Annotated in this window: 22 protein-coding genes; 11 read left to right on the forward strand and 11 right to left on the reverse strand. The window is 56.4% G+C overall.

Going from position 1 to position 21,910, the window contains the following annotated elements; translation table 11 throughout:
- Positions 1 to 133 precede the first annotated feature (133 nt).
- Positions 134 to 1,426 (forward strand): serine hydroxymethyltransferase, encoded by a 1,293-nt coding sequence (glyA, locus tag V6N04_RS06015; protein ID WP_371169233.1) that lies wholly within the window; start codon positions 134 to 136, stop codon positions 1,424 to 1,426.
- A gap of 69 nt (positions 1,427 to 1,495) precedes the next feature.
- Here the strand turns inward: glyA and V6N04_RS06020 are convergent, their stop codons facing one another.
- The 4 genes from V6N04_RS06020 to V6N04_RS06035 all read right to left on the reverse strand — a co-directional run bounded on the left by V6N04_RS06020 (position 1,496) and on the right by V6N04_RS06035 (position 3,636).
- Positions 1,496 to 1,774, reverse strand: coding sequence for a hypothetical protein (locus tag V6N04_RS06020; protein ID WP_371169234.1), 279 nt, complete (start codon positions 1,772 to 1,774; stop codon positions 1,496 to 1,498).
- A 41-nt stretch (positions 1,775 to 1,815) separates the two neighbouring features.
- On the reverse strand, positions 1,816 to 2,493 hold the full coding sequence (locus V6N04_RS06025; protein WP_371169235.1) for a PspA/IM30 family protein: 678 nt from the start codon (positions 2,491 to 2,493) through the stop codon (positions 1,816 to 1,818).
- A gap of 127 nt (positions 2,494 to 2,620) precedes the next feature.
- Positions 2,621 to 3,211, reverse strand: a complete 591-nt coding sequence (locus V6N04_RS06030; protein ID WP_371169236.1) for a TetR/AcrR family transcriptional regulator — start codon at positions 3,209 to 3,211, stop codon at positions 2,621 to 2,623.
- 65 nt (positions 3,212 to 3,276) lie between these two features.
- Positions 3,277 to 3,636, reverse strand: a complete 360-nt coding sequence (locus V6N04_RS06035) for a hypothetical protein (protein ID WP_371169237.1) — start codon at positions 3,634 to 3,636, stop codon at positions 3,277 to 3,279.
- A gap of 101 nt (positions 3,637 to 3,737) precedes the next feature.
- On the opposite strand from V6N04_RS06035, the gene V6N04_RS06040 reads away from it, so the two are divergent.
- On the forward strand, positions 3,738 to 4,496 hold the full coding sequence (locus tag V6N04_RS06040) for an alpha/beta fold hydrolase (RefSeq protein WP_371169238.1): 759 nt from the start codon (positions 3,738 to 3,740) through the stop codon (positions 4,494 to 4,496).
- Positions 4,497 to 4,572: 76 nt separating this feature from the next.
- Here V6N04_RS06040 and V6N04_RS06045 read toward each other — a convergent pair whose 3' ends face one another.
- On the reverse strand, positions 4,573 to 4,884 hold the full coding sequence (locus tag V6N04_RS06045) for an ETC complex I subunit (RefSeq protein ID WP_371169239.1): 312 nt from the start codon (positions 4,882 to 4,884) through the stop codon (positions 4,573 to 4,575).
- Positions 4,885 to 5,466: 582 nt separating this feature from the next.
- Here V6N04_RS06045 and uvrB point away from each other — a divergent pair.
- Complete coding sequence (gene uvrB / locus V6N04_RS06050) at positions 5,467 to 7,638, forward strand: excinuclease ABC subunit UvrB (protein ID WP_371169240.1); 2,172 nt, start codon at positions 5,467 to 5,469, stop codon at positions 7,636 to 7,638.
- A 4-nt stretch (positions 7,639 to 7,642) separates the two neighbouring features.
- On the forward strand, positions 7,643 to 7,963 hold the full coding sequence (locus tag V6N04_RS06055) for a hypothetical protein (RefSeq protein WP_371169241.1): 321 nt from the start codon (positions 7,643 to 7,645) through the stop codon (positions 7,961 to 7,963).
- Here the strand turns inward: V6N04_RS06055 and V6N04_RS06060 are convergent.
- The 4 genes from V6N04_RS06060 to V6N04_RS06075 all read right to left on the reverse strand — a co-directional run bounded on the left by V6N04_RS06060 (position 7,952) and on the right by V6N04_RS06075 (position 12,058).
- Complete coding sequence (locus V6N04_RS06060; RefSeq protein WP_371169242.1) at positions 7,952 to 8,386, reverse strand: hypothetical protein; 435 nt, start codon at positions 8,384 to 8,386, stop codon at positions 7,952 to 7,954. The genes V6N04_RS06055 and V6N04_RS06060 overlap by 12 nt on opposite strands.
- Before the next feature lie 126 nt (positions 8,387 to 8,512).
- The gene (locus V6N04_RS06065) at positions 8,513 to 10,747 is read right to left on the reverse strand and encodes a xanthine dehydrogenase family protein molybdopterin-binding subunit (protein ID WP_371169243.1); all 2,235 of its coding nucleotides are present in this window, start codon (positions 10,745 to 10,747) and stop codon (positions 8,513 to 8,515) included.
- Between the two features lie 2 nt (positions 10,748 to 10,749).
- Complete coding sequence (locus V6N04_RS06070) at positions 10,750 to 11,208, reverse strand: (2Fe-2S)-binding protein (protein WP_371169244.1); 459 nt, start codon at positions 11,206 to 11,208, stop codon at positions 10,750 to 10,752.
- A 91-nt stretch (positions 11,209 to 11,299) separates the two neighbouring features.
- Positions 11,300 to 12,058 carry a DeoR/GlpR family DNA-binding transcription regulator gene (locus tag V6N04_RS06075; protein WP_371169245.1) on the reverse strand — a complete coding sequence of 253 codons (759 nt, stop codon included), beginning with the start codon at positions 12,056 to 12,058 and terminating at the stop codon, positions 11,300 to 11,302.
- A gap of 115 nt (positions 12,059 to 12,173) precedes the next feature.
- On the opposite strand from V6N04_RS06075, the gene glpD reads away from it, so the two are divergent.
- From glpD to V6N04_RS06095, 4 genes are all read left to right on the forward strand, one after another.
- The gene (gene glpD, locus V6N04_RS06080; RefSeq protein ID WP_371169246.1) at positions 12,174 to 13,745 is read left to right on the forward strand and encodes a glycerol-3-phosphate dehydrogenase; all 1,572 of its coding nucleotides are present in this window, start codon (positions 12,174 to 12,176) and stop codon (positions 13,743 to 13,745) included.
- Between the two features lie 140 nt (positions 13,746 to 13,885).
- Positions 13,886 to 15,226, forward strand: coding sequence for an NAD(P)-dependent oxidoreductase (locus V6N04_RS06085; protein ID WP_371169247.1), 1,341 nt, complete (start codon positions 13,886 to 13,888; stop codon positions 15,224 to 15,226).
- Complete coding sequence (preA, locus tag V6N04_RS06090; RefSeq protein WP_371169248.1) at positions 15,226 to 16,530, forward strand: NAD-dependent dihydropyrimidine dehydrogenase subunit PreA; 1,305 nt, start codon at positions 15,226 to 15,228, stop codon at positions 16,528 to 16,530. Before V6N04_RS06085 ends, preA begins: the two co-directional genes overlap by 1 nt.
- Positions 16,531 to 16,537: 7 nt before the next feature.
- The gene (locus V6N04_RS06095; protein ID WP_371169249.1) at positions 16,538 to 17,428 is read left to right on the forward strand and encodes a DMT family transporter; all 891 of its coding nucleotides are present in this window, start codon (positions 16,538 to 16,540) and stop codon (positions 17,426 to 17,428) included.
- Here the strand turns inward: V6N04_RS06095 and V6N04_RS06100 are convergent.
- A complete protein-coding gene (locus V6N04_RS06100) occupies positions 17,400 to 18,035 on the reverse strand; it encodes a TetR family transcriptional regulator C-terminal domain-containing protein (RefSeq protein WP_371169250.1) in 636 nt (211 codons plus the stop codon). The two genes, V6N04_RS06095 and V6N04_RS06100, sit on opposite strands and share 29 nt — an antisense overlap.
- Positions 18,035 to 18,673 (reverse strand): TetR family transcriptional regulator C-terminal domain-containing protein, encoded by a 639-nt coding sequence (locus V6N04_RS06105; protein WP_371169251.1) that lies wholly within the window; start codon positions 18,671 to 18,673, stop codon positions 18,035 to 18,037. Before V6N04_RS06105 ends, V6N04_RS06100 begins: the two co-directional genes overlap by 1 nt.
- Positions 18,674 to 18,870: 197 nt before the next feature.
- On the opposite strand from V6N04_RS06105, the gene V6N04_RS06110 reads away from it, so the two are divergent.
- The 3 genes from V6N04_RS06110 to hydA are packed head-to-tail and all read left to right on the forward strand — an operon-like array spanning position 18,871 to position 21,910.
- Positions 18,871 to 20,118, forward strand: coding sequence for a Zn-dependent hydrolase (locus V6N04_RS06110; RefSeq protein WP_371169252.1), 1,248 nt, complete (start codon positions 18,871 to 18,873; stop codon positions 20,116 to 20,118).
- On the forward strand, positions 20,115 to 20,444 hold the full coding sequence (locus tag V6N04_RS06115; protein ID WP_371169253.1) for a barstar family protein: 330 nt from the start codon (positions 20,115 to 20,117) through the stop codon (positions 20,442 to 20,444). The genes V6N04_RS06110 and V6N04_RS06115 overlap by 4 nt, the downstream gene beginning before the upstream one ends.
- 11 nt (positions 20,445 to 20,455) lie before the next feature.
- The gene (gene hydA / locus V6N04_RS06120) at positions 20,456 to 21,910 is read left to right on the forward strand and encodes a dihydropyrimidinase (protein WP_371169254.1); all 1,455 of its coding nucleotides are present in this window, start codon (positions 20,456 to 20,458) and stop codon (positions 21,908 to 21,910) included.

A 21,910-nucleotide genomic window follows, 5' to 3' on the forward strand; every position in this document is an offset into this window, starting at 1 on the left:
GAAACACAAGTTTCCACAAAGTGCCAGAAATTGCCGCGTCTTTCGGCTTCTACGTCGCTTTCCGGTATTTGCGAACAGGTGTGTTTCCGATAGGAAATCCCAATATCTGGCTTTCAACCCAAGGAATACGCGCATGTCTGCCACTCGTGACCAAGGCTTCTTCACCGAATCCCTCGCTACCCGCGACCCCGAGCTATACGGCTCGATCACAAATGAACTAGGCCGCCAGCGCGACGAGATCGAGCTGATCGCCTCGGAAAACATCGTCTCTGCTGCCGTAATGGAGGCTCAGGGTTCAGTCCTGACCAACAAATACGCCGAAGGCTATCCCGGTCGCCGTTACTATGGTGGCTGTCAGTATGTCGACGTGGCCGAAACGCTCGCGATTGACCGGGCAAAAGAACTGTTTGGGTGCGAGTTCGCAAACGTTCAGCCGAACTCGGGCAGCCAGGCCAACCAGGGTGCCTTTATGGCAATGATTCAGCCTGGTGACACCATTCTGGGCATGAACCTGGCGTCCGGCGGTCACCTGACCCACGGTGCTGCCCCGAACCAGTCGGGTAAATGGTTCAAGGCCGTTCAATATGGCGTGCGCAAGCAAGACAATCTGATCGACTATGACGAGCTTGCAGCGCTTGCCAAAGAGCACCAACCAAAGCTGATCATTGCTGGCGGTTCGGCCATTCCACGCCAAATTGACTTCGCCAAGTTCCGTGAAATCGCAGATAGTGTCGGCGCCTTCCTGATGGTCGACATGGCTCACTTCGCTGGTCTGGTCGCTGCGGGCGAACACCCTTCGCCGTTCCCCTATGCCGATGTGGCCACCACCACGACCCACAAAACCCTGCGCGGACCGCGTGGCGGGATGATCCTGACCAACCGCGAAGATTTGGCCAAAAAGATCAACTCTGCTATCTTCCCCGGCATTCAGGGCGGTCCCCTGATGCATGTCATTGCCGCCAAGGCCGTCGCATTCGGAGAAGCCCTGCGCCCCGAGTTCAAGACCTATCAAAAGCAAGTCCGTGCCAACGCTGTGGCTTTGGCAGACCAGCTGATGAAGGGTGGTTTGGACATCGTGACTGGCGGAACCGACACGCACGTCATGCTGGTTGACCTGCGCCCGAAAGGCGTGACCGGGAACATCGTCGACAAAGCATTGGGCCGCGCGCACATCACCTGCAACAAAAACGGCATTCCGTTTGACCCCGAGAAACCGACGGTAACTTCGGGCATTCGTCTGGGTACGCCCGCCGGCACCACCCGTGGCTTCGGCGAAGACGAATTCCGTCAAATTGCCGACCTGATTGTCGAGGTTGTCGATGGTTTGGCCGCGAATGGTGAAGACGGCAACGGTGCTGTTGAAGAGGCGGTCAAAGCGAAGGTCGCTGACCTTTGCGCCAAGTTCCCCATGTATCCAAACCTGTAAAGGTTGGAGTCCAAAAGACAAAAAAGCCCCGGAGTATTTCCGGGGCTTTCGTCGTATTTACGGGAAGAATTATTTATCCTCTCCGATATATTCCTCCAGCAACTTTTCGTTCTTCGCGTCTTCAATTCTTTGAATACGGTCTTCGCTTGCCCTTGTATCGAAACGGTATTTGACAACGTTGATCAACGACAGGGTCAAAAGCACGATGCCCATGCCCCAATAGCCCTTTGTGGCCAAAGGCACGTCGACTGATTTATAAAGTGACAATGCCAACAGGGCATATGCCGCCACCACGCCAGCCGCGTTAAGAGCCATAATAAGCCAAGTATCACTGTGTGTATTACGCATGAGTCTTTTTCCTTCTTTTCATTATTGGTTCTTGAACGGCGTTAGCCATTGGATTTCAGCCTTTTAAGAACGGATGCTTTCGTCGCCTTGGTCTGATCTCCAAAGCCTGCTTCCTCCAACTTGTCGGTAACATTGCGTTGATCCAAATCTCGATCGATGTCGCGAAGGATCTCGGCTTGTTCAAAGGGATCATCTTCGCACAGAACGCCACGGATCAGCTCCTCGGCTTCATCCAATGCTCCTGCGCCGGAAAGTGTCGACGCCAATTTGCGATGCACGCCAGCTTCTGCCCGCGACGCGCGCGCCGCAATTGCCCCCTGCTTCAAATCGTCGATGCGACGGTTTACGGTTTCAACAGTGGACCTGAGCCGAATAACTCGTGCTTCCAGTCGTTCTTGTGTTGCTTGGCGCATTGCGCGCTCATTCTCTAACGATGCGATGGCCTGTGCAGCCTCTTCCGTCAGAGCCGCCTGTTTCGCATCCAGCGCCGCCCGCGCACGGGTTTCAAGGTCGTTGATGCGACCAGTCAGATTGTCGATGGTCCGCGCCTCTGATCGTGCCCTTTGAGTCAATGCGGCCAAGCTTAGCTTTGCGGATTTCAGCCCTTGATTGGCCTCTCGGATTTTCTGATCGATCAGTTCGATCGAATATACCTCGCGCACGCGTTCTTCAGTCCGCGCATTTGCACCTTCAAGAAGTGTCTTCAACGTTCTGAACATTTGTACCTCCACATTTCGTGAACATCGTTCACCAATAGAGATAGCAATTTATGAACACTGTTCAAGTATTTTCTGAACTACGTTCCCAGAAATAATTTACCGCTTTGTTATCAAAGGTCTAACGTGACTATTCGGTCAACTCGATCAGAGTTTTCTCAATCATCTGAGAGATCATTTCTTTCGGCACACCCGAGATTCGTTGCTCCAATCCCAGCAATACGATTCCATGGATTGCCGAGAAAAGAGCCCGAGTCATCAATGCAATGTCGGTGGCTTCGCGCGTAGGCCAAAGATCACCGAGAGTACTCGAAATGTTCGCGAAGAGCTTTTCAAGCTCTGCCAGATACCACTCCGGCACCTCTTCTACTGTCATCTCAAGATCAAACAATGCGCGCCAAAGGTTCGTGTGCAGCGCCGCAAAATCCAAATAGGCTTGCGCCATTGCAATCAGAACCCGCTGAGGTGATTGCCCCGCTGCATCGGTCCGACTGCTGGCAACGGCTTTGCCCAAAGCCAGAAATGTCCGGCCATTCACCGCCATCTTCAGGGCATTCAGATCATTAAACACATTGTAGATTGCTCCGGTCGCGCAGCCCACTTCCTTGGCCAAGTCTCGTGCCTTAATGGCGCGTGCACCTTCGGCTCTGATCCGCAGCTCTGCAGCCTCTATCAAGGCCAGGCGCAACGCCTCTCTTCGAATCTCACTCTTGCGTGCCATCTCTGCCCCCTTGAACCGCGTTCAAACATAGACCGCGCGATAGCAAGAAAAAAGGAGAAACCCGATCAGCGGCCTAGATACCAGACCAACAACAGGATAAGCGCGATCATCGCGAACAAGTTGAATGACAAGCTCGCAGCCCAATTCAGGAACGTGTTTCGACGTCGCTCCCACGGGTCGACCTTCAGCAAATACTGTTCAATTTCGTTGGCGGCTAGATCAAGCGCGGCTTCATCCAACTGGCGAAGCAACCTTGGGTGATCAGCATGTTCTTGAGCACGGACCAGCATTTTCCCCTTGCTCCTGATATGCCCCGGCAACAGCCTTCCCGCCCGGCGCAATTTTGCTGCGAAACCCGCGCCGCGAACATCCAACCGCTCTTCAAGCAGCTGCGCCAGCCTGTCTGTCCGTGAATGAATGTCCACTGTCTGCGTCCCGTATACCTGTCCCCTTATACTCGGGGCGTGCGCTTCTCTGAAAGGGATAAAGCGCTTCAAGCGGCTCGAATTGCGGGTTATCAATCACCATGCTCGAAACTTATTCATACGGCACCGATACCTCCCTGCCCCCGATCGTAATCGCACATGGGCTTTTCGGATCTGCCCGCAATTGGAATGTCATTGCCAAGCGGCTATCGGACACACGTCGCGTGGTCAGCGTGGACATGCGAAATCACGGCGCCAGCCCATGGTTTGACACTCATAGCTACCCGGACATGGCTCAAGATTTGGCCGAGGTGATCAGAAGTATCGGCGGTGTGGCCGATGTGATCGGGCACTCCATGGGGGGCAAGGCGGCGATGGTGCTTGCGATGAGCCAAGGTGATCTGGTGCGGCGCCTGCTTGTCGCTGACATCGCACCCGTGGCCTATACGCATAGCCAGCAATCAATGATCACGGCGATGCGCAGCATCGACTTGTCTCGTGTGTCCACACGTGGGGATGCAGATCGTCAACTGGCAAATGTGCTCGAGGAAGCCTCCGTCCGCGCATTCCTACTGCAATCCCTTGACGTAAAAGCCCAAGTTTGGCGACTAAACCTCGACGTACTGGAACGTGAGATGTCCCTTATCGTCGGTTTCCCCGCAGATCAGGCGCGCTTTGAGGGATCAACGCTATTTTTGGCAGGTGCGATGTCAGACTATGTTCGCCCCGAAGACAGAGCCATTATCAAATCGCATTTCCCCAACGCGAGACAGGCCAAAATCCCGCAAGCCGGACATTGGCTGCACGCTGAAAAGCCCCGCGAGTTCGAAGCAGCGGCGCGAATGTTTTTGGACACATAGACACAAACGCCCGGAGCATCAAAAAAGGGGCACGACCTGTGCCCCTGATGAGATCGGCGAATAAGTAGCCTTGGAATTAGTGCGTCCAAGGTCCCCGGCGATTGGTGGCGAAGTTCTCACCGTAACCACCTGCACGGATATTCGGTTTACGCTTATGAGGTTCCTGAACAGTCGCCTCGATCCCATGCTCCTCGGCATATTCAAGTGCGGCATCTTTGGTTTCAAACCGTAAGCGCACCTGGCTCTGTGTATCGGACGACCCGGTCCATCCCATCAGGGGATCAACCTCACGCGCTTCGTCAGCTGCATATTCCAGCACCCAGACCTTAGTCTTCCCCAGACCTGATGACATGGCGTTTCGAGCGGGTTGATAGATACGTGCGCGCATCCGCGACCTCCATAAAAGCTTGAGCAGTTTATCTGTCATGCAGGCAGCAATTTCAAGCGGATTTGGTTGTGATCAGCAGTCTACAAACACACACGCGCCATTCGATCCGTGTTCCGGATCGAATGGCGTTGAGAGTGGTGACTTGAATAAAATCAGAATGACTGTCGGTTAACGACGAGGGAGCGAGGGGTGGGGTGGGTGTATCGCCGCCACCGACAGTCCGTTCTGCTGCTTGCAAAACAAACTTAGCGTCGGGCATGCGCCTTCGCAAGTGCAAAAAACACCTTTAGTTGCATAAATTGCGAAAAAGATTGTTCTCAATTTGGAAATTTGTCGTTTATTTTCTTATAGTTAGATACGACAAAGCAAAAAGGTACAACAAGTACCTCCTTGCGAAAGATGCAACCGTTGGTTGCGAACTGGTCAATATTCCTACAGACGTAAGATCGCCTAGCTTGCTATTAGTTTCGGAAATTGGTGCTTTTCCCTCAACTCGCTAATTATGGGGAGGAAGGGGTAAAGACTTCCTTACCTCTTGAAGAAGAACAAAATGTGACCATTCTAAGGGTCGGAGGGATTCGCATGACCCATAGCCCACTTACAAATCCAACTCAGGCGCCAACAGCACGCCCCAAGCTTGAGGGCGGCAAAGCATTTGTAATGCACACACCCTTCCAGCCGGCAGGGGACCAGCCTACAGCCATTGCGGAACTGGTCGGTGGAATGAACTCTGGTGAACAGGATCAGGTTCTGTTGGGGGCCACTGGCACCGGCAAAACCTTCACCATGGCCAAGATCATTGAGGAAACCCAACGCCCCGCGATCATTCTGGCCCCGAACAAAACCCTCGCCGCCCAGCTTTACGGCGAGATGAAGGGATTTTTCCCGGAGAATTCGGTCGAATATTTCGTCAGCTACTACGACTACTACCAGCCCGAGGCCTATGTCGCGCGCTCTGACACCTTCATCGAGAAGGAAAGCCAGATCAACGAACAGATCGACCGGATGCGCCACTCCGCCACGCGGGCTTTGTTAGAACGAGACGATGTGATCATCGTGGCATCCGTGTCTTGCATATACGGTATTGGCTCGCCCGAGACATACACGGCGATGACCCAAGACATCACCGTCGGCGAGGAATACGATCAGCGCGCGATGATGCGTGATCTGGTGGCGCAGCAATACAAGCGCAACGACAACGCGTTTCAACGTGGTTCGTTCCGGGTGCGGGGTGACAGCCTAGAGGTCTGGCCCAGTCACCTTGAAGACCGCGGCTGGCGGTTCTCTTTCTTCGGGGAAGAACTGGAAAGCATCACAGAATTTGACACGCTGACCGGCGCCAAGACCGACACGCTTGAAAAGGTGCGCATCTATGCGAACTCGCACTACGTGACACCGACACCCACGCTGAAACAGGCCATTCAAAGCATCAAGCAGGAGCTGGCCGTGCGCCTGAAGCAATTCGAGGACGAAGGCAAATTGCTGGAAGCCCAGCGCCTTGAACAACGCACCAAGTTCGATCTTGAAATGCTGGAGGCCGCAGGCTTCTGTAATGGGATCGAAAACTATTCGCGTTATCTGACGGGCCGCGCACCGGGCGAACCGCCCCCCACCCTGTTCGAATACATCCCCGACGACGCGATTGTCTTTGCGGATGAAAGCCATGTCTCGGTCCCACAGATCGGCGGCATGTATCGCGGCGACTATCGACGCAAGTTCACGCTGGCCGAACACGGCTTCCGCCTGCCCTCCTGCATGGACAACCGCCCCCTGAAATTCGAGGAATGGGACGCCATGCGCCCGCAATCGGTCTTCGTGTCCGCCACGCCGTCGAACTGGGAGCTTGAGCAAACCGGTGGTGTCTTCGCAGAACAGGTGATCCGCCCCACAGGGCTTCTTGATCCCGAGGTTGAAATTCGTCCCGTTGACATGCAGGTCGATGACTTGTTGGACGAGGTGCGCAAAGTTGCGGCCCGCGACATGCGCACGCTGGTCACCACCCTGACCAAACGCATGGCCGAGGATCTGACGGAATACCTGCACGAACAGGGCATCCGCGTGCGCTACATGCACTCGGATATCGACACGATTGAGCGGATTGAAATCCTGCGCGACCTGCGACTGGGTGCGTTTGACGTCCTGGTCGGCATCAACCTTCTGCGCGAGGGATTGGACATCCCGGAATGTGGCCTCGTGGCCATTCTTGACGCGGATAAAGAAGGCTTCCTGCGCTCTGAGACCTCGCTTGTTCAAACCATCGGCCGCGCCGCCCGGAACGCCGAAGGCCGTGTCATCATGTATGCCGACCGGATCACCGGATCCATGGAGCGCGCGCTGAAGGAAACCGAACGGCGGCGTGAAAAACAGCAGGCCTATAATGTCGAACACGGCATCACCCCTGAGACCGTGAAGAAGAATGTCGAGGATGTGCTGGCGGGGCTTTACGACGGCGACACCGACATGTCCCGCGTCACCGCCACAATCGACAAACCCATGGTCGGCGACAACCTTCTGGCGCATCTGGAAGGCCTTAAAGCCGAGATGCGCAAGGCGGCCGAAAACCTCGAGTTTGAGGAAGCTGCGCGCCTGCGGGACGAGGTGCACAGGCTGGAAGCGGTTGAGCTTGCGGTCGCAGATGACCCACTCGCGAGGCAGTCAGCGATTGAGGCAGCCGGAGAAGCTGCGCAGAAGGTAAAGGGACGGTCGAAGGCTGGGAAACCGGGGCAACGGGCGGGGCGGGGGAAGAAGAGGTGAGTATATGGGGCCACTCATACCTTTTGCAAAACTAGCCCTTTATTTGATCTTGGCACCTACACTTGGTGGCCCTGTTCTGGTCTTAATCGCGCATTCGTTTGGAGTTTGCACAGGTGCCCTTGGAAGCGGTGTTGAGTGTGGCGGACCCTTTGCGGATTACCTCAGGCAGATGTCTCAGCTTGTTGAAGTCTCGATGATGGTGTTGGTAGGCTTTCTTTGGTTCGTTGTCGCAATCTTCATTTGGGTCAAACTGGCCTTTTGGGCCATCGCGGCGGTAACTGTATTTCGTCAGATGCTCATAGACCGACAACGATCAGAAAAGTAACCGCCGAACGAAGGCGTGAATAACGCCCGTTACGAAGAAAACCCCGAAAGCAAACAAAAACAGCGCGCCGAAGGAATGCACCAACTGGCTATTTTCCAGACTGGCAACGTGTGCAAACACCAACGGAACACAAAACAATATAAGAAACCCCGCCAGTTGGACGTTAAACGTCGCGCGATCATTTTGTGGACTGGAGGGAAACGCATGTTCCTTGGCAAATGCGTTGATGAAAACATGCTCGTCTTCGTGCGCGCATAGCCACTTTGAATAGCGAACATTCAAGTAGCAGGCACCACATGCAAGCATGATTGATATGATCAGCGGCAGTTTGACAAACAACGCGCTGAAAACGATGAACCACGCAAGCATAACCGCCGCGGCCCATGTCCTGGCATAAGAGCTTTTGATTGAGAACAAGAACATAGCTTCGCACTACCACCGTGCCGAATAAATTTAAACAGGTCTAGTCCCCCTACCCCCAAAAGAAAGCGCGCTTGCCATCCCCTAGCAAGCGCGCTCTGTCTGACCCCGTGAGTGGTGGTGAGTTGGTCAGACGAATGTGAAGTTTTTCCCGAACGGCATTTCGGTCGGGCGCGTTCCTGTAGCTTGAAAAATCGCTTCGGCCAGCGCGGGGGCAGCAGGTGGCACTGGGGGTTCGCCAACACCAGTCACATGGTCTCGGTTCTCCATGCCACGCACGAAAATCTCCGGTGCCTGATTGTTGCGAAGCCCTTCGAAATCCCAGAAATTCTCTTGATCCGCAATGCCGTCTGTATAGGTAATCTCGCTGTTGATCGCGTGGCCCAGCGCCCAGATCACGCCGCCTTGCACAAGGTTCTCGAAATTCACCGGGTCGATCACTCGGCCAACTTCGGCTGCAACCCAGACCTTATCAAGCGATATACCATCCTCGCCGTTGGTGATCTCGATCACCTCGGCGACGGGGGTGCCAAATGACAGGCTGAACGCGACGCCGCGCGCTTTGTTTGGCCCCAGATCGCCGCCCCAGCCGGACATCTCGGCCACAGCCTCAAGCACTTTGCGCGATGGTTCATCGGTCATCAAACGCAGCCGTTCTTGGACAGGATCGGCACCGGCTGCATGGATCAATTCGTTCAGAAAGTTCTCGTGAAAGAAGCCGTTCTGGGACGCGCCGACGGACCGCCATGAGCTAACAGGCCCAAGATCTTTCACCCGGTGTCCCACGATCCGATAATTCTCGATCCCGTAGGGCTGGTCCCACAAGGCCTGCACGATGCTGCTATCCGGCCCCGGTACAGGGAACCCCTGCCGCTCGGCCATTTGGCTGTCCATGATCGATGGCGCCGCCACGCGAATATCCATCGACGTGACCTTGCCATCGGCAACGGACCCACGACCGCGCATCAATGCAATCGGCCGGGTGTAATCCTGCTTGGTGTCTTCTTCGCGTTTGTACGTCAGTTTGACTGGCGTTCCTGGCAATTCCATCGCCATTTCTGTGCAGCGCTTGACGACCTCGTCTTCCAGACGATGACCGAAACTACCGCCCATCATCAAGATGTGGACATGGACATCGTCAACCGGAACCCCGGTGATTTTCGCAACGCTGGCTTGGGTCATGCGTGGGATTTGGTTGCCGGTCCACACATCAACCCGGTCCTTGGTTACCTTTACGACGGCGTTCAGGGGCTCGAGGGGCGCATGGGCCAGATAGGGCGCGCGATATTCAACCTCGACCGAGGCTGCTTGCCCATCAACATCTCCGTCGTCGCGCTGACGACTATCCTCGTCGCCGTTATCCAATGCATCGGCCAGCGCCGCCCAATGCTCATCCTGTTCAGGAAGGAACGGGGCTGGACCCCACTCGATTTCCAGCGCGTCAGCAGCCTGAAAGGCGCGCCAAGTGTTGTCGGCGATCACACCAACGCCGCCGGTCACTGGAATGATCTTCTGCACTCCACGCATTGCCTTTGCTTCGGTGCCATCAAAGCTCGTTACGTCACCACCTTTGCGTGGGTTCAGACGGACAGCGGCGTTCACCATCCCGTCCATCCGCATATCGATCCCGTAAGATTGCGTGCCGGTGGACTTGGCCACCATATCGACCCGCTGCATCGGCTTTCCGATCAGCCGCCACTGGGTCGACGGGCGCAAAGTAACATCAGTTACCGGGTCGATTTCAGCCGCCTTCGCAGCCAAAGCCTGATAAGGGATGCGCTTGCCATCTGGCAGCACCACTGCGCCCCGCTCGGTCTTAAGCTGAGAGACAGCAAGACCAGATTGTTCCGCCGCCGCAGCCTTTAACGTCTCGCGTGCCACTGCGCCAGCAACGCGCAGTTTCTCGTACCCATCCGGAACTGTGGTCGAGCCACCGGTCACCTGAATGCCCAAGAACTTCATGGTCGCGTTGGCGGTCCCACGCATCAGGTTGGCAAAGGTCCCGTGATCGGTTGTTGGGAACGGAACAGCCTCATTCGCGAGCGCCGTGTTGTAGTAAGATGGCGACGGGGGCCCGGGGTCGACATTGATCTGATCAAGCTCGATGTCGAGCTCCTCGGCAATCAGTGCCGCCTGCACGGAATAGGCGCCCTGCCCTTTGTCCGCACGCGGGGTGATCAAAGTCACGCCATCAGCGTTGATCAGGACATAGGGCGTCAGGGCCGCATCGCCCTTCGGCAGGTCATCCAATAGCGGGTTCGAAACGGGCTGCTTGTACTTGTAGTATCCAAACGCGACTCCGCCCAAAACGGCGACAGAGCCCACAAGAAAACTTCGGCGCGCGATTGTGGCAACACGTCCCATGCTCACGCCTCCTGCAAAGTCTTCGCGGCAGTTTTCACCGCGGCGCGAATACGGGGATAGGTGCCACAGCGGCATAGATTGCCAGACATGGCTTCATCAATATCGTCATCAGTTGGGTCGGGCGTATTGGACAACAGGTCAGCAGCCTGCATCATCTGCCCACCTTGGCAATAGCCGCATTGCGCGACCTGATGCTTCAGCCAAGCGGCCTGAACCGCGTGCATTTCGGTTGGATTGCCCAATCCTTCGATTGTTGTGACGGGTCCATCCACATCGGACACAAGGGTTTGGCAAGATCGCACTGCCACACCATCCACATGCACGGTGCAAGCCCCGCAGGCAGCCACGCCACACCCATATTTCGGACCATCAAGCCCAATCTCATCCCGCAGCACCCACAAAAGTGGCATGTCATCTTCGACATCCACGTCGTGCTCGGTTCCGTTCACCGTAAGCTTCATCACGCCCGCCTATCGGCCCCGCAAATACCAAGGCCCTGCTTCGGTGGGTAAATGACCACCGGTCACCTAATAGTGATCACAGAATACTTCACTATGCAACATTGATTTTGGTCTGAGAGACCAAACAGCTTTGAGCCAGAGCATTTGGCAGTGCTTGATCGGTAACCATTTGATCAATTTCGGAAAGCGAGGTGATCCGAGCTGGCGCTGTTCGGGCCAGCTTGGAGTGGTCACAAACAAGGATCGACCGCCTTGATTGCCCAAGAGCGGCCTGGCTAACCACAACCTCTTGCAGATCAAAGTCCAAGAGGTCTCCGTCCTTGTCGAGAGCCGAACACCCGATCACTGCCAGGTCGAACTTGAACGCGTGGATCGACCGAACGGCAAGCTCACCAACAAGCCCACCATCGGCAGCGCGGATGACACCACCGGCCACTATCACCTGACAATCCGGGTTCCGCGACAGTATCTGCGCAACATTGATGTTGTTGGTTACGACCAAAAGGTTCTGGTGATGCAAAAGCGCATGGGCCACTGCCTCGGTTGTGGTGCCAATATTCAGAAAGATCGCGCTGTCATTCGGGATCAGATTTGCCGCCGCCTGCCCAATCCGCATCTTTGCTGCTTGGTTCAGCGCCCTGCGCTCTTCATACGCGATATTTGTAATGCCCGATGGCAGAATGGCACCGCCATGGACCCGCTCCAGCCGTCCCGCTTCGGCAAGATCGCTCAGGTCGCGGCGAATGGTCTGTAACGTCACCCCAAAATGGGCCGCCAACCCGTCGACCGAGACCTTTCCCTCCCGCCGTGCCATTTCAAGAATTTCCGGGATGCGTAGCGTTTGGGACATGCTTCCCCCTCCATTTTTGCCAATCTGCGTCAAAACGAACATCTGCGAAAGTCTTTTTCTTTCTTTTTGATGGGAATCGCCGCATAACGCCCATTGTTAGAGAAGCGAGAATCCAATGACCCAGCCCGACACAGACATCAGCGACATCTTTATCATTGGTGGAGGTATCAACGGCTGCGGCATTGCGCGCGACGCTGCCGGGCGTGGGTTAAGCGTGACATTGGCAGAGATGAATGACTTGGCATGGGCCACGTCGTCCTCGTCGACAAAACTGTTCCATGGCGGGCTACGTTACCTAGAATATTTCGAGTTTCGGCTGGTCCGAGAAGCGTTGATTGAACGCGAAACCCTTTTGCGCGCGATGCCGCATATCAGCTGGCCGATGCGCTTCGTGCTGCCCTATCACAAAGATATGCGGTTCGAAGGGGACACGCCGACCTCAAAACTTCTGACCATGGTGATGCCGTGGATGAGGGGCCGCCGTCCCGCTTGGCTGATCCGCTTGGGCCTGTTTCTTTATGACAACCTCGGAGGTCGGAAAATTCTGCCGGGGACCGAGACGCGATCATTGGTCGACACAGCCGAAGGCGCGCCGCTGAACAACAAGTTCACCACGGCCTACGAATATTCAGATTGCTGGGTCGAGGACGCACGGCTGGTTGTCCTTAACGCGCGCGATGCCGAGGCGCGCGGCGCCACCATTCTGACCCGCACAAAGGTCACAAAAACCACACGTCACGCCGACCATTGGATCATCGAAACGCAACAAGCGGAAAATGGCCCAGTCACCACGCACAAGGCGCGCGTTCTGGTCAATGCGGCTGGCCCGTGGGTGGGTGACGTGATCGACGGGGTCCTCGATATTGAAACAACCGAGCGTGTCCGACTGGTTCGCGGCTCTCACATCGTGACGCCGAAGCTCTTTGAGCACGACAAAGCTTACTTCTTTCAAGGCGAAGATGGGCGGATCATTTTCGCCATTCCGTATGAGACTGACTTCACCTTGATCGGCACCACGGACGCGGCGCATGACGACGCTGAAAACACCCCGGCCTGTACCGATGATGAGAAACGCTATCTGATCGACTTCGCCAATCAGTATTTCGCGCGGCAGATCACCCAAGATGACGTGGTCTGGACCTATTCGGGCGTGCGTCCGCTTTACGACGACGGCGCAAGTTCGGCCACAGCGGCGACCCGCGAATATGTGTTGAAACTGAACGACGCCAAAGGCGCGCCCGTTCTGAATATCTTCGGCGGCAAAATCACCACCTATCGTCGACTGGCCGAAAACGCACTGGTCAAAGTCGCGCCGCTGCTTGGCACGAATAAAGGCCAATGGACAGCAGGCGTGCCCCTGCCCGGCGGCGACTTCCCTGTCGATGGGGTGGAGGCACTTCAAGAAAAACTGCGCCACGATTACCCTTTCCTGACTGATCGGTGGTCCCAGCGCTTGATCAAGGCGTACGGCACCGACAGTTGGCAGATATTGAGCAGTGCGAAGGTCGCGGAAGATCTTGGCACCGATTTCGGCGCAACGCTGACCGAGCAAGAGGTGCGCTGGCTGATCGACAACGAATACGTGACGCGCGCTGAAGATATCATCTGGCGCAGATCTAAACTGGGGCTTCGTTTGCAAACAGGCGAGGTCGAGGTGCTCGACAATTGGATATCACGCAACCTCTGAACCGGCGGCTTTGCATCACAAGCGGCAATGCAACTTTCCATCCTGCGGCTGCGCTCGTCTTGATTTCATTTTTTACCATCTGGTAAAATTATTTGTTTTGTGTCACGATTGGGCATCAAAACCAATATGGGAATCAAGAAATGCCCCAAACCAACAGGGAAAATGGCGTCTCTCCGGGACGTCTCGCGCCAGCCGATGTGCAAGCCAATTTCTCAGACCTACACCCCGAATATGACCCGCACGAAGCACTTGTTGCCGCAGATCGATGCTACTTCTGCCACGATGCCCCGTGCATGACGGCTTGTCCGACCTCGATCGACATTCCGCTTTTCATCCGACAAATCGCAACAGGCACACCCGAGGCCGCCGCGAAGACGATCCTGAACCAGAACATTCTGGGTGGGATGTGCGCCCGCGTCTGTCCGACCGAAACACTCTGCGAAGAAGTTTGCGTACGTGAAACCGCCGAAGGTAAACCGGTCGAGATCGGGCGCCTTCAACGCTTCGCCACAGACACGTTGATGGCCAAAGCGGCACACCCTTTTGAACGCGCAGATGGCACCGGCAAGCAAGTCGCCGTCGTTGGCGCTGGCCCTGCCGGGCTGGCCTGCGCGCACAGGCTCGCGATGCTCGGCCATGATGTCGTGGTTTTTGAAGCGCGGGCCAAAGGGGGCGGTCTGAATGAATTCGGTATCGCCGCTTACAAATCCACCAACGACTTCGCCCAGCGCGAACTTGACTGGCTGCTTGCCATCGGCGGGATCGAAATCCGCTATGACCAGCCTTTGGGCAAGTCGATAACGTTAGATGGGCTGCAAAGTGACTTTGACGCCGTGTTCCTTGGAATGGGGCTGTCGGCCGTGAACGGTCTGCGCATGGACGGCGAAGACAAGGACAATGTCTCGGACGCCGTCGATTTCATTGCCGAGCTGCGCCAAGCCGGCGACATGACCACCCTGCCCGTCGGGCGGCGCGTTGTGGTGATCGGTGGCGGTATGACCGCGATTGACGCAGGCGTGCAGGCCAAATTGCTTGGGGCCGAGGATGTCACTATCGTCTACCGACGCGGCCAAGAAGCTATGGCAGCCTCCGAGTTCGAACAGGATCTTGCGCAGCAAAAGGGCGTCACCCTGGTTTGCAACGCAACCCCTGTCGGCATCGAAGGCAACGGTTCGCTTACCGGCGTGACCTTTGCCTATACCGAAACGCAGGACGGTAAGCTTGTCACCTTGGACGAGACCTTCACCCTGCCCGCCGATCAACTGTTCAAAGCCATCGGTCAGAAACTGGGCGACATGCCCGAGGCGCTGACACTGGAAAGCGGCAAGATCAAAGTCGACGACGTACAGAAAACCAGTGCCAACAATGTCTGGGCCGGGGGCGACTGCGCCACAGGCGGGGACGACTTGACCGTCACTGCCGTCGCCGAGGGCCGCGATGCGGCCATGGACATTCACGCCAGCCTGATGGGAGCAAGCTAATGGCCGATCTAACATCGAACTTTCTTGGAATTTCGTCTCCGAACCCGTTCTGGCTCGCTTCGGCCCCACCCACTGACAAGGAATACAACGTGCGCCGTGCGTTCGAAGCCGGTTGGGGTGGTGTCGTTTGGAAAACACTTGGCTCGGAAGGCCCACCGGTCGTCAACGTCAACGGCCCACGCTATGGCGCGATCCACGGGGCTGATCGTCGTTTGTTGGGGCTGAACAATATCGAGCTGATCACCGACCGCCCGCTTGAGGTCAACTTGGCGGAGATGACCCGCGTTAAGAAGGATTATCCTGATCACGCGCTAATCGCCTCGGTCATGGTGCCCTGCGAGGAGGCGGCGTGGAAAGAGATCATTCCACGCATCGCTGAAACCGGTTGTGACGGATTTGAACTGAACTTCGGCTGCCCACATGGGATGGCTGAACGTGGCATGGGTTCTGCCGTCGGTCAGGTGCCAGAATATATCGAGATGGTTACGCGCTGGTGCAAGGAAGCCACCGACCTGCCCGTGATTGTGAAACTGACGCCAAACATCACAAACATCCTGATGCCCGCGCAGGCGGCCAAGGATGGCGGCGCGGACGCGGTCAGCCTGATCAACACGATCAACTCGATCACCAATGTTAATCTGGACGCCATGGCGCCCGAGCCAATGATCGACGGCAAAGGCACCCACGGTGGTTATTGTGGCCCTGCGGTGAAACCCATCGCGCTGAACATGGTGGCTGAAATTGCGCGCAACCCTGGCACGCATGGCTTGCCTATTTCCGGCATCGGCGGCGTGACAACGTGGCGCGATGCGGCCGAATTCATGGCGCTTGGGGCTGGCAACGTGCAAGTCTGTACCGCTGCCATGACCTATGGCTTCAAAGTGGTGCAAGAGATGATCTCGGGCCTGAGCCAGTGGATGGATGAACAGGGCTATAACTCGATTGACGAAGTCGTCGGGCGCGCTGTGCCCAATGTCACCGATTGGCAATATCTGAACCTGAACCACGTCACCAAAGCGCGGATCAGTCAGGATGATTGCATCAAATGCGGCCGGTGCTACGCGGCTTGCGAGGATACCTCACACCAAGCCATCAGCATGTCGGAAGATCGCGTCTTTGACGTGAAAGACGACGAATGCGTGGCCTGTAACCTCTGCGTCAATGTCTGCCCGGTCGAGGGCTGCATCACCATGGAAACCATCACACCGGGTGCCATGGACGAACGTACGGGAACGGTTGTAAAGGAGGATTATGCCAACTGGACAACCCACCCGAACAACCCAAGCGCAACAGCCGCCGAGTAAGGCTGAGATGGCCCTGTCCTCCTCCCGGCAGGGCCATCTGGCGATGCTTTCCTTTTCGGCCTTGGTCTCGCTGTCATTCAGCTTTGGCCACATCGTCGCGAAAGACATTTCTCCCATCGCATTGAACACCGTGCGCTTTGCGCTAGCGGTGCTCGTCCTTCTGGTCCTTGCTCGTGTGTTGCGGGTGCCGATCCGACCTGTTTTTGACCGGTTCTGGCGGTTCGCTTTGATCGGCGGATTAATGGCCATCTACTTTATCACGATGTTCGAAGCCCTACGTGTCACAACAGCGGTATCAACAGCGGCGGTGTTTACGCTGACCCCATTGCTGGCGGCAGGGTCCGGCTTTCTGATCGCTGGACAAAAATCTGGCCGTTGGACGTTAATGGCGCTGACCATCGGTGCAATCGGAGCCATTTGGGTTATCTTCCGCGCAGACCTGGACGCGGTTAAGCGGTTTGAGGTCGGATACGGCGAAGCCCTGTTCACGCTGGGCGCATTGGCGCACGCCTTGGTTCCGTCATTATCACGTAAACTCGCGCATGATGTGAAGCCACTCCAAACGTCCATCGGGTCGGTGATGGGCGCATTGATCGTCGCTGGTATTTACGGGTTTCGCGACGTGATAAACACAGATTACGCGGCCCTGTCCTCAACTGTCTGGCTTGTGATCGCCTACCTTGCGATTGTCACCACCGCCGGCACGTTCTTTTTGGTGCAATACGCCAGCCAACGGCTGCCCGCCGGCAAGGTCATGGCCTATACGTATCTGGTGCCAAGCTGGGTCGTGATGTGGGAGTTTCTGTTCAACGGAACCACGCAGCCACTTGCCCTGATGGCTGGCGTCGTCGCAACTCTGTTGGCCTTGGTCATGTTGCTTCGGGGCGAAGCGTCCTGATCAACATGTGCTTTATGAAAACCTCGGCATCCTCGAACCGGGTGTCACTGCGCACTGGCCCCAAAACGGCCTGCACCTGAAGATCAAAATCCGCGTAATGCTGCGTCATCGCCCAGATCGAGAAGATCAGGTGGTGCGGGTCAATCGTCGCCAAGCGGCCTTCGACCATCCAACCCGCAATCACCGCAGCTTTCTCATCCACCAGTGCCTTCAAGTCTTTGTCGAGCATATCGCCAAGACGCGGTGCGCCGTGCAGAACCTCTGTCGCGAACAAACGGCTTTCGCGCGGCATCTCGCGCGACATTTCCATCTTTCGTCCTGCATAGGTCAGGATTTCTTCCATTGGATCGCCATCCGCAGACAGATCGCGCAGTGGGCTGACCCATTCCTCAAGCAGACTCTCTAGCAATTCGGAATAAATCGCCTCTTTGCCGTTGAAATAATAAACGATGTTCTGCTTCGAAATCCCCGCCGCCTTGGCAATCTGATCCAGCGTCGCGCCGCGCAGTCCTTTTTCCGAGAAGACATCCAACGCCGCCTCAAATATCGCCTGCCGTTTTTCACGTTGAATGCGGGTGGGCTGGGATGTCGAACCTGCTTTTGCCATCAGACGTCCCCATGCAGCTGAACGCCGGATAGCAGCAAATCTTTCAATGCCGCCTTGGCCTCGTCCCATTGCTGGTTCGAGAACTCCTCACCATCGTTCAGTGTCGTGATTTGGTGGGTAAAGTCGGCATAGTGCTGTGTCGTTGCCCAAATGGCATAAAGCAAGTGGCGGGCACTAATGGGCCTGATCTGGCCGTTTGCGATCCAAGCCTCGATCACTGTGATCCGATTTTCGGTCCAGGACCGCAGCTCGTCCTCCAGATAATCCTGAACGATGGGCGCGCGCTGAATGATCTCGTTGGCCCAGACTTTCGAGCCATAGGGCCGCGTACGTGCGAGATCGAGCTTCGTATCGATGTATTCGCCTAGCGCCCGGATCGGATCGTTGTCGACGGTGATGCTGTCGGCCGCCGCGCGCCAGATATCGAATATCTCGCCCACAACTCGGCGGTACAGCGCTTCTTTGGTCTCAAAATAATAGACGACGTTGGATTTCGGAATGCCCGCCAGTGCGGCGATCCGGCTGATCGAGGCACCCGCATAGCCAAACTCAGCAAACACCTTCTCGGCGGCGACCAAAATCTGGGCCGTCTTTTCTTCGCGATTGCGGCTTTGTATGCCTCTTGTCGTCTTGTTCACGCCAGCTCTTCACACTCATTTCCTGTGCGAAACACGCACAGCATTTCACCTTGTGCCACGAGTTTTGCCCGAAAAATAGGAATTTCCGCACGATCGTGCAGAAAAAGATTGACCGATCGTGCAGAAATCCGCCAGCCTGAGGGAAACACGGAATCTATAATCCGCCAGCTGCCATGCGTACCCAAAGGGAGATGGATATGAGCAACAGGAAGAACCTGCGAATTGACCCAGATCGGCTCTGGGACAGCTTGATGGAGATGGCAAAGATTGGCCCCGGCATCGCCGGTGGCAACAACCGCCAAACGCTAACCGATGAAGACGCCGAAGGGCGCGCGCTGTTTCAAACATGGTGCGAGGCTGCGGGCATGACCATGGGGCTCGACACGATGGGCAACATGTTTGCCACGCGTGCGGGCGAGGACCCCACCGCCCTGCCCGTCTATATGGGATCACATCTGGATACGCAGCCGACAGGCGGTAAATATGACGGCGTTCTGGGCGTGCTCGGAGGGCTGGAAGCCGTCCGCACGATGAATGACCTGAACGTCAAAACCAAGCACCCGATTGTCATCGCCAACTGGACCAACGAAGAAGGCACGCGGTTTGCGCCGGCCATGCTGGCCTCCGGCGTGTTTGCTGGGAAGCACACGCAAGACTGGGCTTACGACCGGGAAGACGCCGAAGGTCTGAAATTCGGCGACGAATTGAAGCGCATCGGTTGGGTCGGCGACGAAGAGGTCGGCGCACGTAAGATGCACGCGATGTTCGAGCTGCACATTGAACAAGGCCCCATTCTGGAGGCTGAAGGCAAAGACATTGGCGTCGTCACCCATGGACAGGGCCTGAACTGGCTGGAAGTGACGATTGTGGGCAAGGAAAGCCACACAGGGTCCACCCCAATGCCGATGCGGATCAACGCAGGGCGCGGTTTGGCGCTGATCACCGAACTGGTCCACGAGATCGCGATGAAGCACCAACCCAACGCGGTGGGTGCGATTGGACATGTCGACGTCTATCCGAACTCGCGCAACATCATCCCCGGTAAGGTCGTCTGCACAGTCGATTTCCGCTCGCACCTGCAAGAGGTGATCGACGCGATGATCACAGAGTTTGACGAGCGCGCGCCAAAGCTCTGCGCTGATATCGGTGTTGAGATGAGCTGGGAGATGGTCGGCACCTTCGACCCGCCCGCCTTCGACGAGGGCTGCGTGAAAGCCGTGCGCGACGCGGCCGAGGAGCTGGGCTACAGCCACATGGACATCGTCTCCGGCGCGGGCCACGACGCCTGCTGGATCAACGAGATCTATCCCACCGCGATGATCATGTGCCCCTGTGTGGATGGGCTAAGCCACAACGAGGCGGAAGACATCTCCAAGGAATGGGCGGCGGCAGGCACGGATGTGCTGATGCATGCGGTGCTGGCGACGGCGGAGATTGTTGAGTGATTTTGCGGATAGATGTCGGGAATGTTTCCTCGTGGAAGGACTTTCACGACTTGTTTGTGCGCGAACTTGGTTTTCCGGAATTCTATGGCCAAAATATGAATGCTTGGATTGACTGTATGACGTCGTTGGATGCTCCGGGGGACGGACTAACAACTACGCACATAGAACCGGGAAAAGTAATGACGCTTTATGTCCAGAACGCAGCCAAACTAAAATCAGCCCAACCTCAGATTTGGGAGGCGCTGAACGAGTGCTCGGCATTTGTGAATTTACGTCGGATAGACGTTGATATGCCACCAGTACTGTCGCTGGCATATTCGAATTAGGGAGTAACGAAATGACCAAAGTCATCAAAAACGGAACCGTCGTCACAGCCGATCTGACCTATAAGGCCGACGTCCTGATCGACAACGGCAAAATTGTCGAAATCGGACCGGACCTGAAGGGCGACGAGACGCTCGATGCAACGGGTTGCTATGTCATGCCCGGCGGGATCGACCCGCATACGCACTTGGAAATGCCGTTCATGGGGACCTATTCCTCGGACGATTTCGAAAGTGGCACGCGGGCGGCGTTGGCGGGTGGCACCACGATGGTCGTGGATTTTGCCCTGCCGAACCAAGGTGAAAGCCTGCTGGATGCACTGAAGCGCTGGGACAACAAATCGACCCGCGCGAACTGTGACTATTCGTTCCACATGGCCGTGACATGGTGGGGCGAGCAGGTGTTCGACGACATGAAAACCGTCGTGCAGGAACGCGGCATCAACACGTTCAAGCACTTCCTTGCCTATAAGGGCGCGCTGATGGTGAATGATGACGAGCTTTTCGCCTCGTTCAACCGTCTGGCGGAACTCGGCGCGACCCCGATGGTCCATGCCGAAAACGGCGACGTGGTGGCAGAACTGTCGGCCAAGCTGCTGGCAGAGGGTAACACGGGGCCAGAGGCACACGCTTACTCGCGACCCACTCAAGTCGAAGGCGAAGCCACCAACCGCGCGATCATGATCGCCGATATGGCGGGTGCGCCACTTTATGTTGTGCATGTGTCGTGCGAGGAAAGCCACGAAGCGATCCGCCGCGCCCGCATGCAAGGCAAGCGCGTCTGGGGTGAGCCGCTGATCCAGCACCTGACTTTGGATGAAAGCGAGTATTTCAACAAGGATTGGGACCACGCCGCGCGTCGCGTGATGTCGCCCCCTTTCCGCAACAAACAGCACCAAGACAGCCTCTGGGCCGGTCTACAATCGGGCTCGCTGAGCGTTGTGGCCACCGACCACTGCGCCTTCACGACCGAACAGAAACGCTATGGCGTCGGCGATTTCACCAAGATCCCGAATGGCACCGGTGGGCTGGAGGATCGTATGCCGATGCTCTGGACGAACGGCGTTGCGACGGGTCGTCTGACGATGAACGAGTTCGTCGCTGTAACCTCGACCAACATCGCCAAAATCCTGAATTGCTACCCCAAGAAGGGCGCTGTTCTTGTGGGCGCGGATGCGGACCTTGTTGTATGGGACCCCGAGAAAGAAAAGACCATCGCGGCAGACAGCCAGCAATCGGCCATCGACTACAACGTGTTCGAAGGCCACAAGGTCAAAGGCCTACCCCGCTTTACGCTGACACGCGGCCAAGTTGCCGTACATGACGGCGAGATCAGAACGCAAGAAGGCCACGGCAAGTTTGTTGAACGCGAAGCGAATGCGACCGTCAACACGGCGCTGAGCAAATGGAAAGAACTGACTGCGCCGCAGCCGGTCAAACGCACCGGCATTCCGGCGACAGGGGTCTAA

Origin of the sequence: Aliiroseovarius conchicola, assembly GCF_041403445.1 — a bacterium.
GTDB lineage: Bacteria > Pseudomonadota > Alphaproteobacteria > Rhodobacterales > Rhodobacteraceae > Aliiroseovarius > Aliiroseovarius conchicola.

Bases quoted from the DNA above. Each gene is read 5' to 3' on its own strand.
- V6N04_RS06040 (WP_371169238.1), top strand. From the start codon at position 3,738: ATGCTCGAAACTTATTCATACGGCACCGATACCTCCCTGCCCCCGATC.
- V6N04_RS06100 (WP_371169250.1), bottom strand. From the start codon at position 18,035: ATGGCAAAAGCAGGTTCGACATCCCAGCCCACCCGCATTCAACGTGAA.
- preA (WP_371169248.1), top strand. From the start codon at position 15,226: ATGGCCGATCTAACATCGAACTTTCTTGGAATTTCGTCTCCGAACCCG.
- V6N04_RS06045 (WP_371169239.1), bottom strand. From the start codon at position 4,884: ATGCGCGCACGTATCTATCAACCCGCTCGAAACGCCATGTCATCAGGT.
- hydA (WP_371169254.1), top strand. From the start codon at position 20,456: ATGACCAAAGTCATCAAAAACGGAACCGTCGTCACAGCCGATCTGACC.
- V6N04_RS06085 (WP_371169247.1), top strand. From the start codon at position 13,886: ATGCCCCAAACCAACAGGGAAAATGGCGTCTCTCCGGGACGTCTCGCG.
- glyA (WP_371169233.1), top strand. From the start codon at position 134: ATGTCTGCCACTCGTGACCAAGGCTTCTTCACCGAATCCCTCGCTACC.
- V6N04_RS06075 (WP_371169245.1), bottom strand. From the start codon at position 12,058: ATGTCCCAAACGCTACGCATCCCGGAAATTCTTGAAATGGCACGGCGG.
- glpD (WP_371169246.1), top strand. From the start codon at position 12,174: ATGACCCAGCCCGACACAGACATCAGCGACATCTTTATCATTGGTGGA.
- V6N04_RS06025 (WP_371169235.1), bottom strand. From the start codon at position 2,493: ATGTTCAGAACGTTGAAGACACTTCTTGAAGGTGCAAATGCGCGGACT.
- V6N04_RS06095 (WP_371169249.1), top strand. From the start codon at position 16,538: ATGGCCCTGTCCTCCTCCCGGCAGGGCCATCTGGCGATGCTTTCCTTT.
- V6N04_RS06020 (WP_371169234.1), bottom strand. From the start codon at position 1,774: ATGCGTAATACACACAGTGATACTTGGCTTATTATGGCTCTTAACGCG.
- V6N04_RS06065 (WP_371169243.1), bottom strand. From the start codon at position 10,747: ATGGGACGTGTTGCCACAATCGCGCGCCGAAGTTTTCTTGTGGGCTCT.
- V6N04_RS06055 (WP_371169241.1), top strand. From the start codon at position 7,643: ATGGGGCCACTCATACCTTTTGCAAAACTAGCCCTTTATTTGATCTTG.
- V6N04_RS06110 (WP_371169252.1), top strand. From the start codon at position 18,871: ATGAGCAACAGGAAGAACCTGCGAATTGACCCAGATCGGCTCTGGGAC.
- V6N04_RS06030 (WP_371169236.1), bottom strand. From the start codon at position 3,211: ATGGCACGCAAGAGTGAGATTCGAAGAGAGGCGTTGCGCCTGGCCTTG.
- V6N04_RS06070 (WP_371169244.1), bottom strand. From the start codon at position 11,208: ATGAAGCTTACGGTGAACGGAACCGAGCACGACGTGGATGTCGAAGAT.
- V6N04_RS06060 (WP_371169242.1), bottom strand. From the start codon at position 8,386: ATGTTCTTGTTCTCAATCAAAAGCTCTTATGCCAGGACATGGGCCGCG.
- uvrB (WP_371169240.1), top strand. From the start codon at position 5,467: ATGACCCATAGCCCACTTACAAATCCAACTCAGGCGCCAACAGCACGC.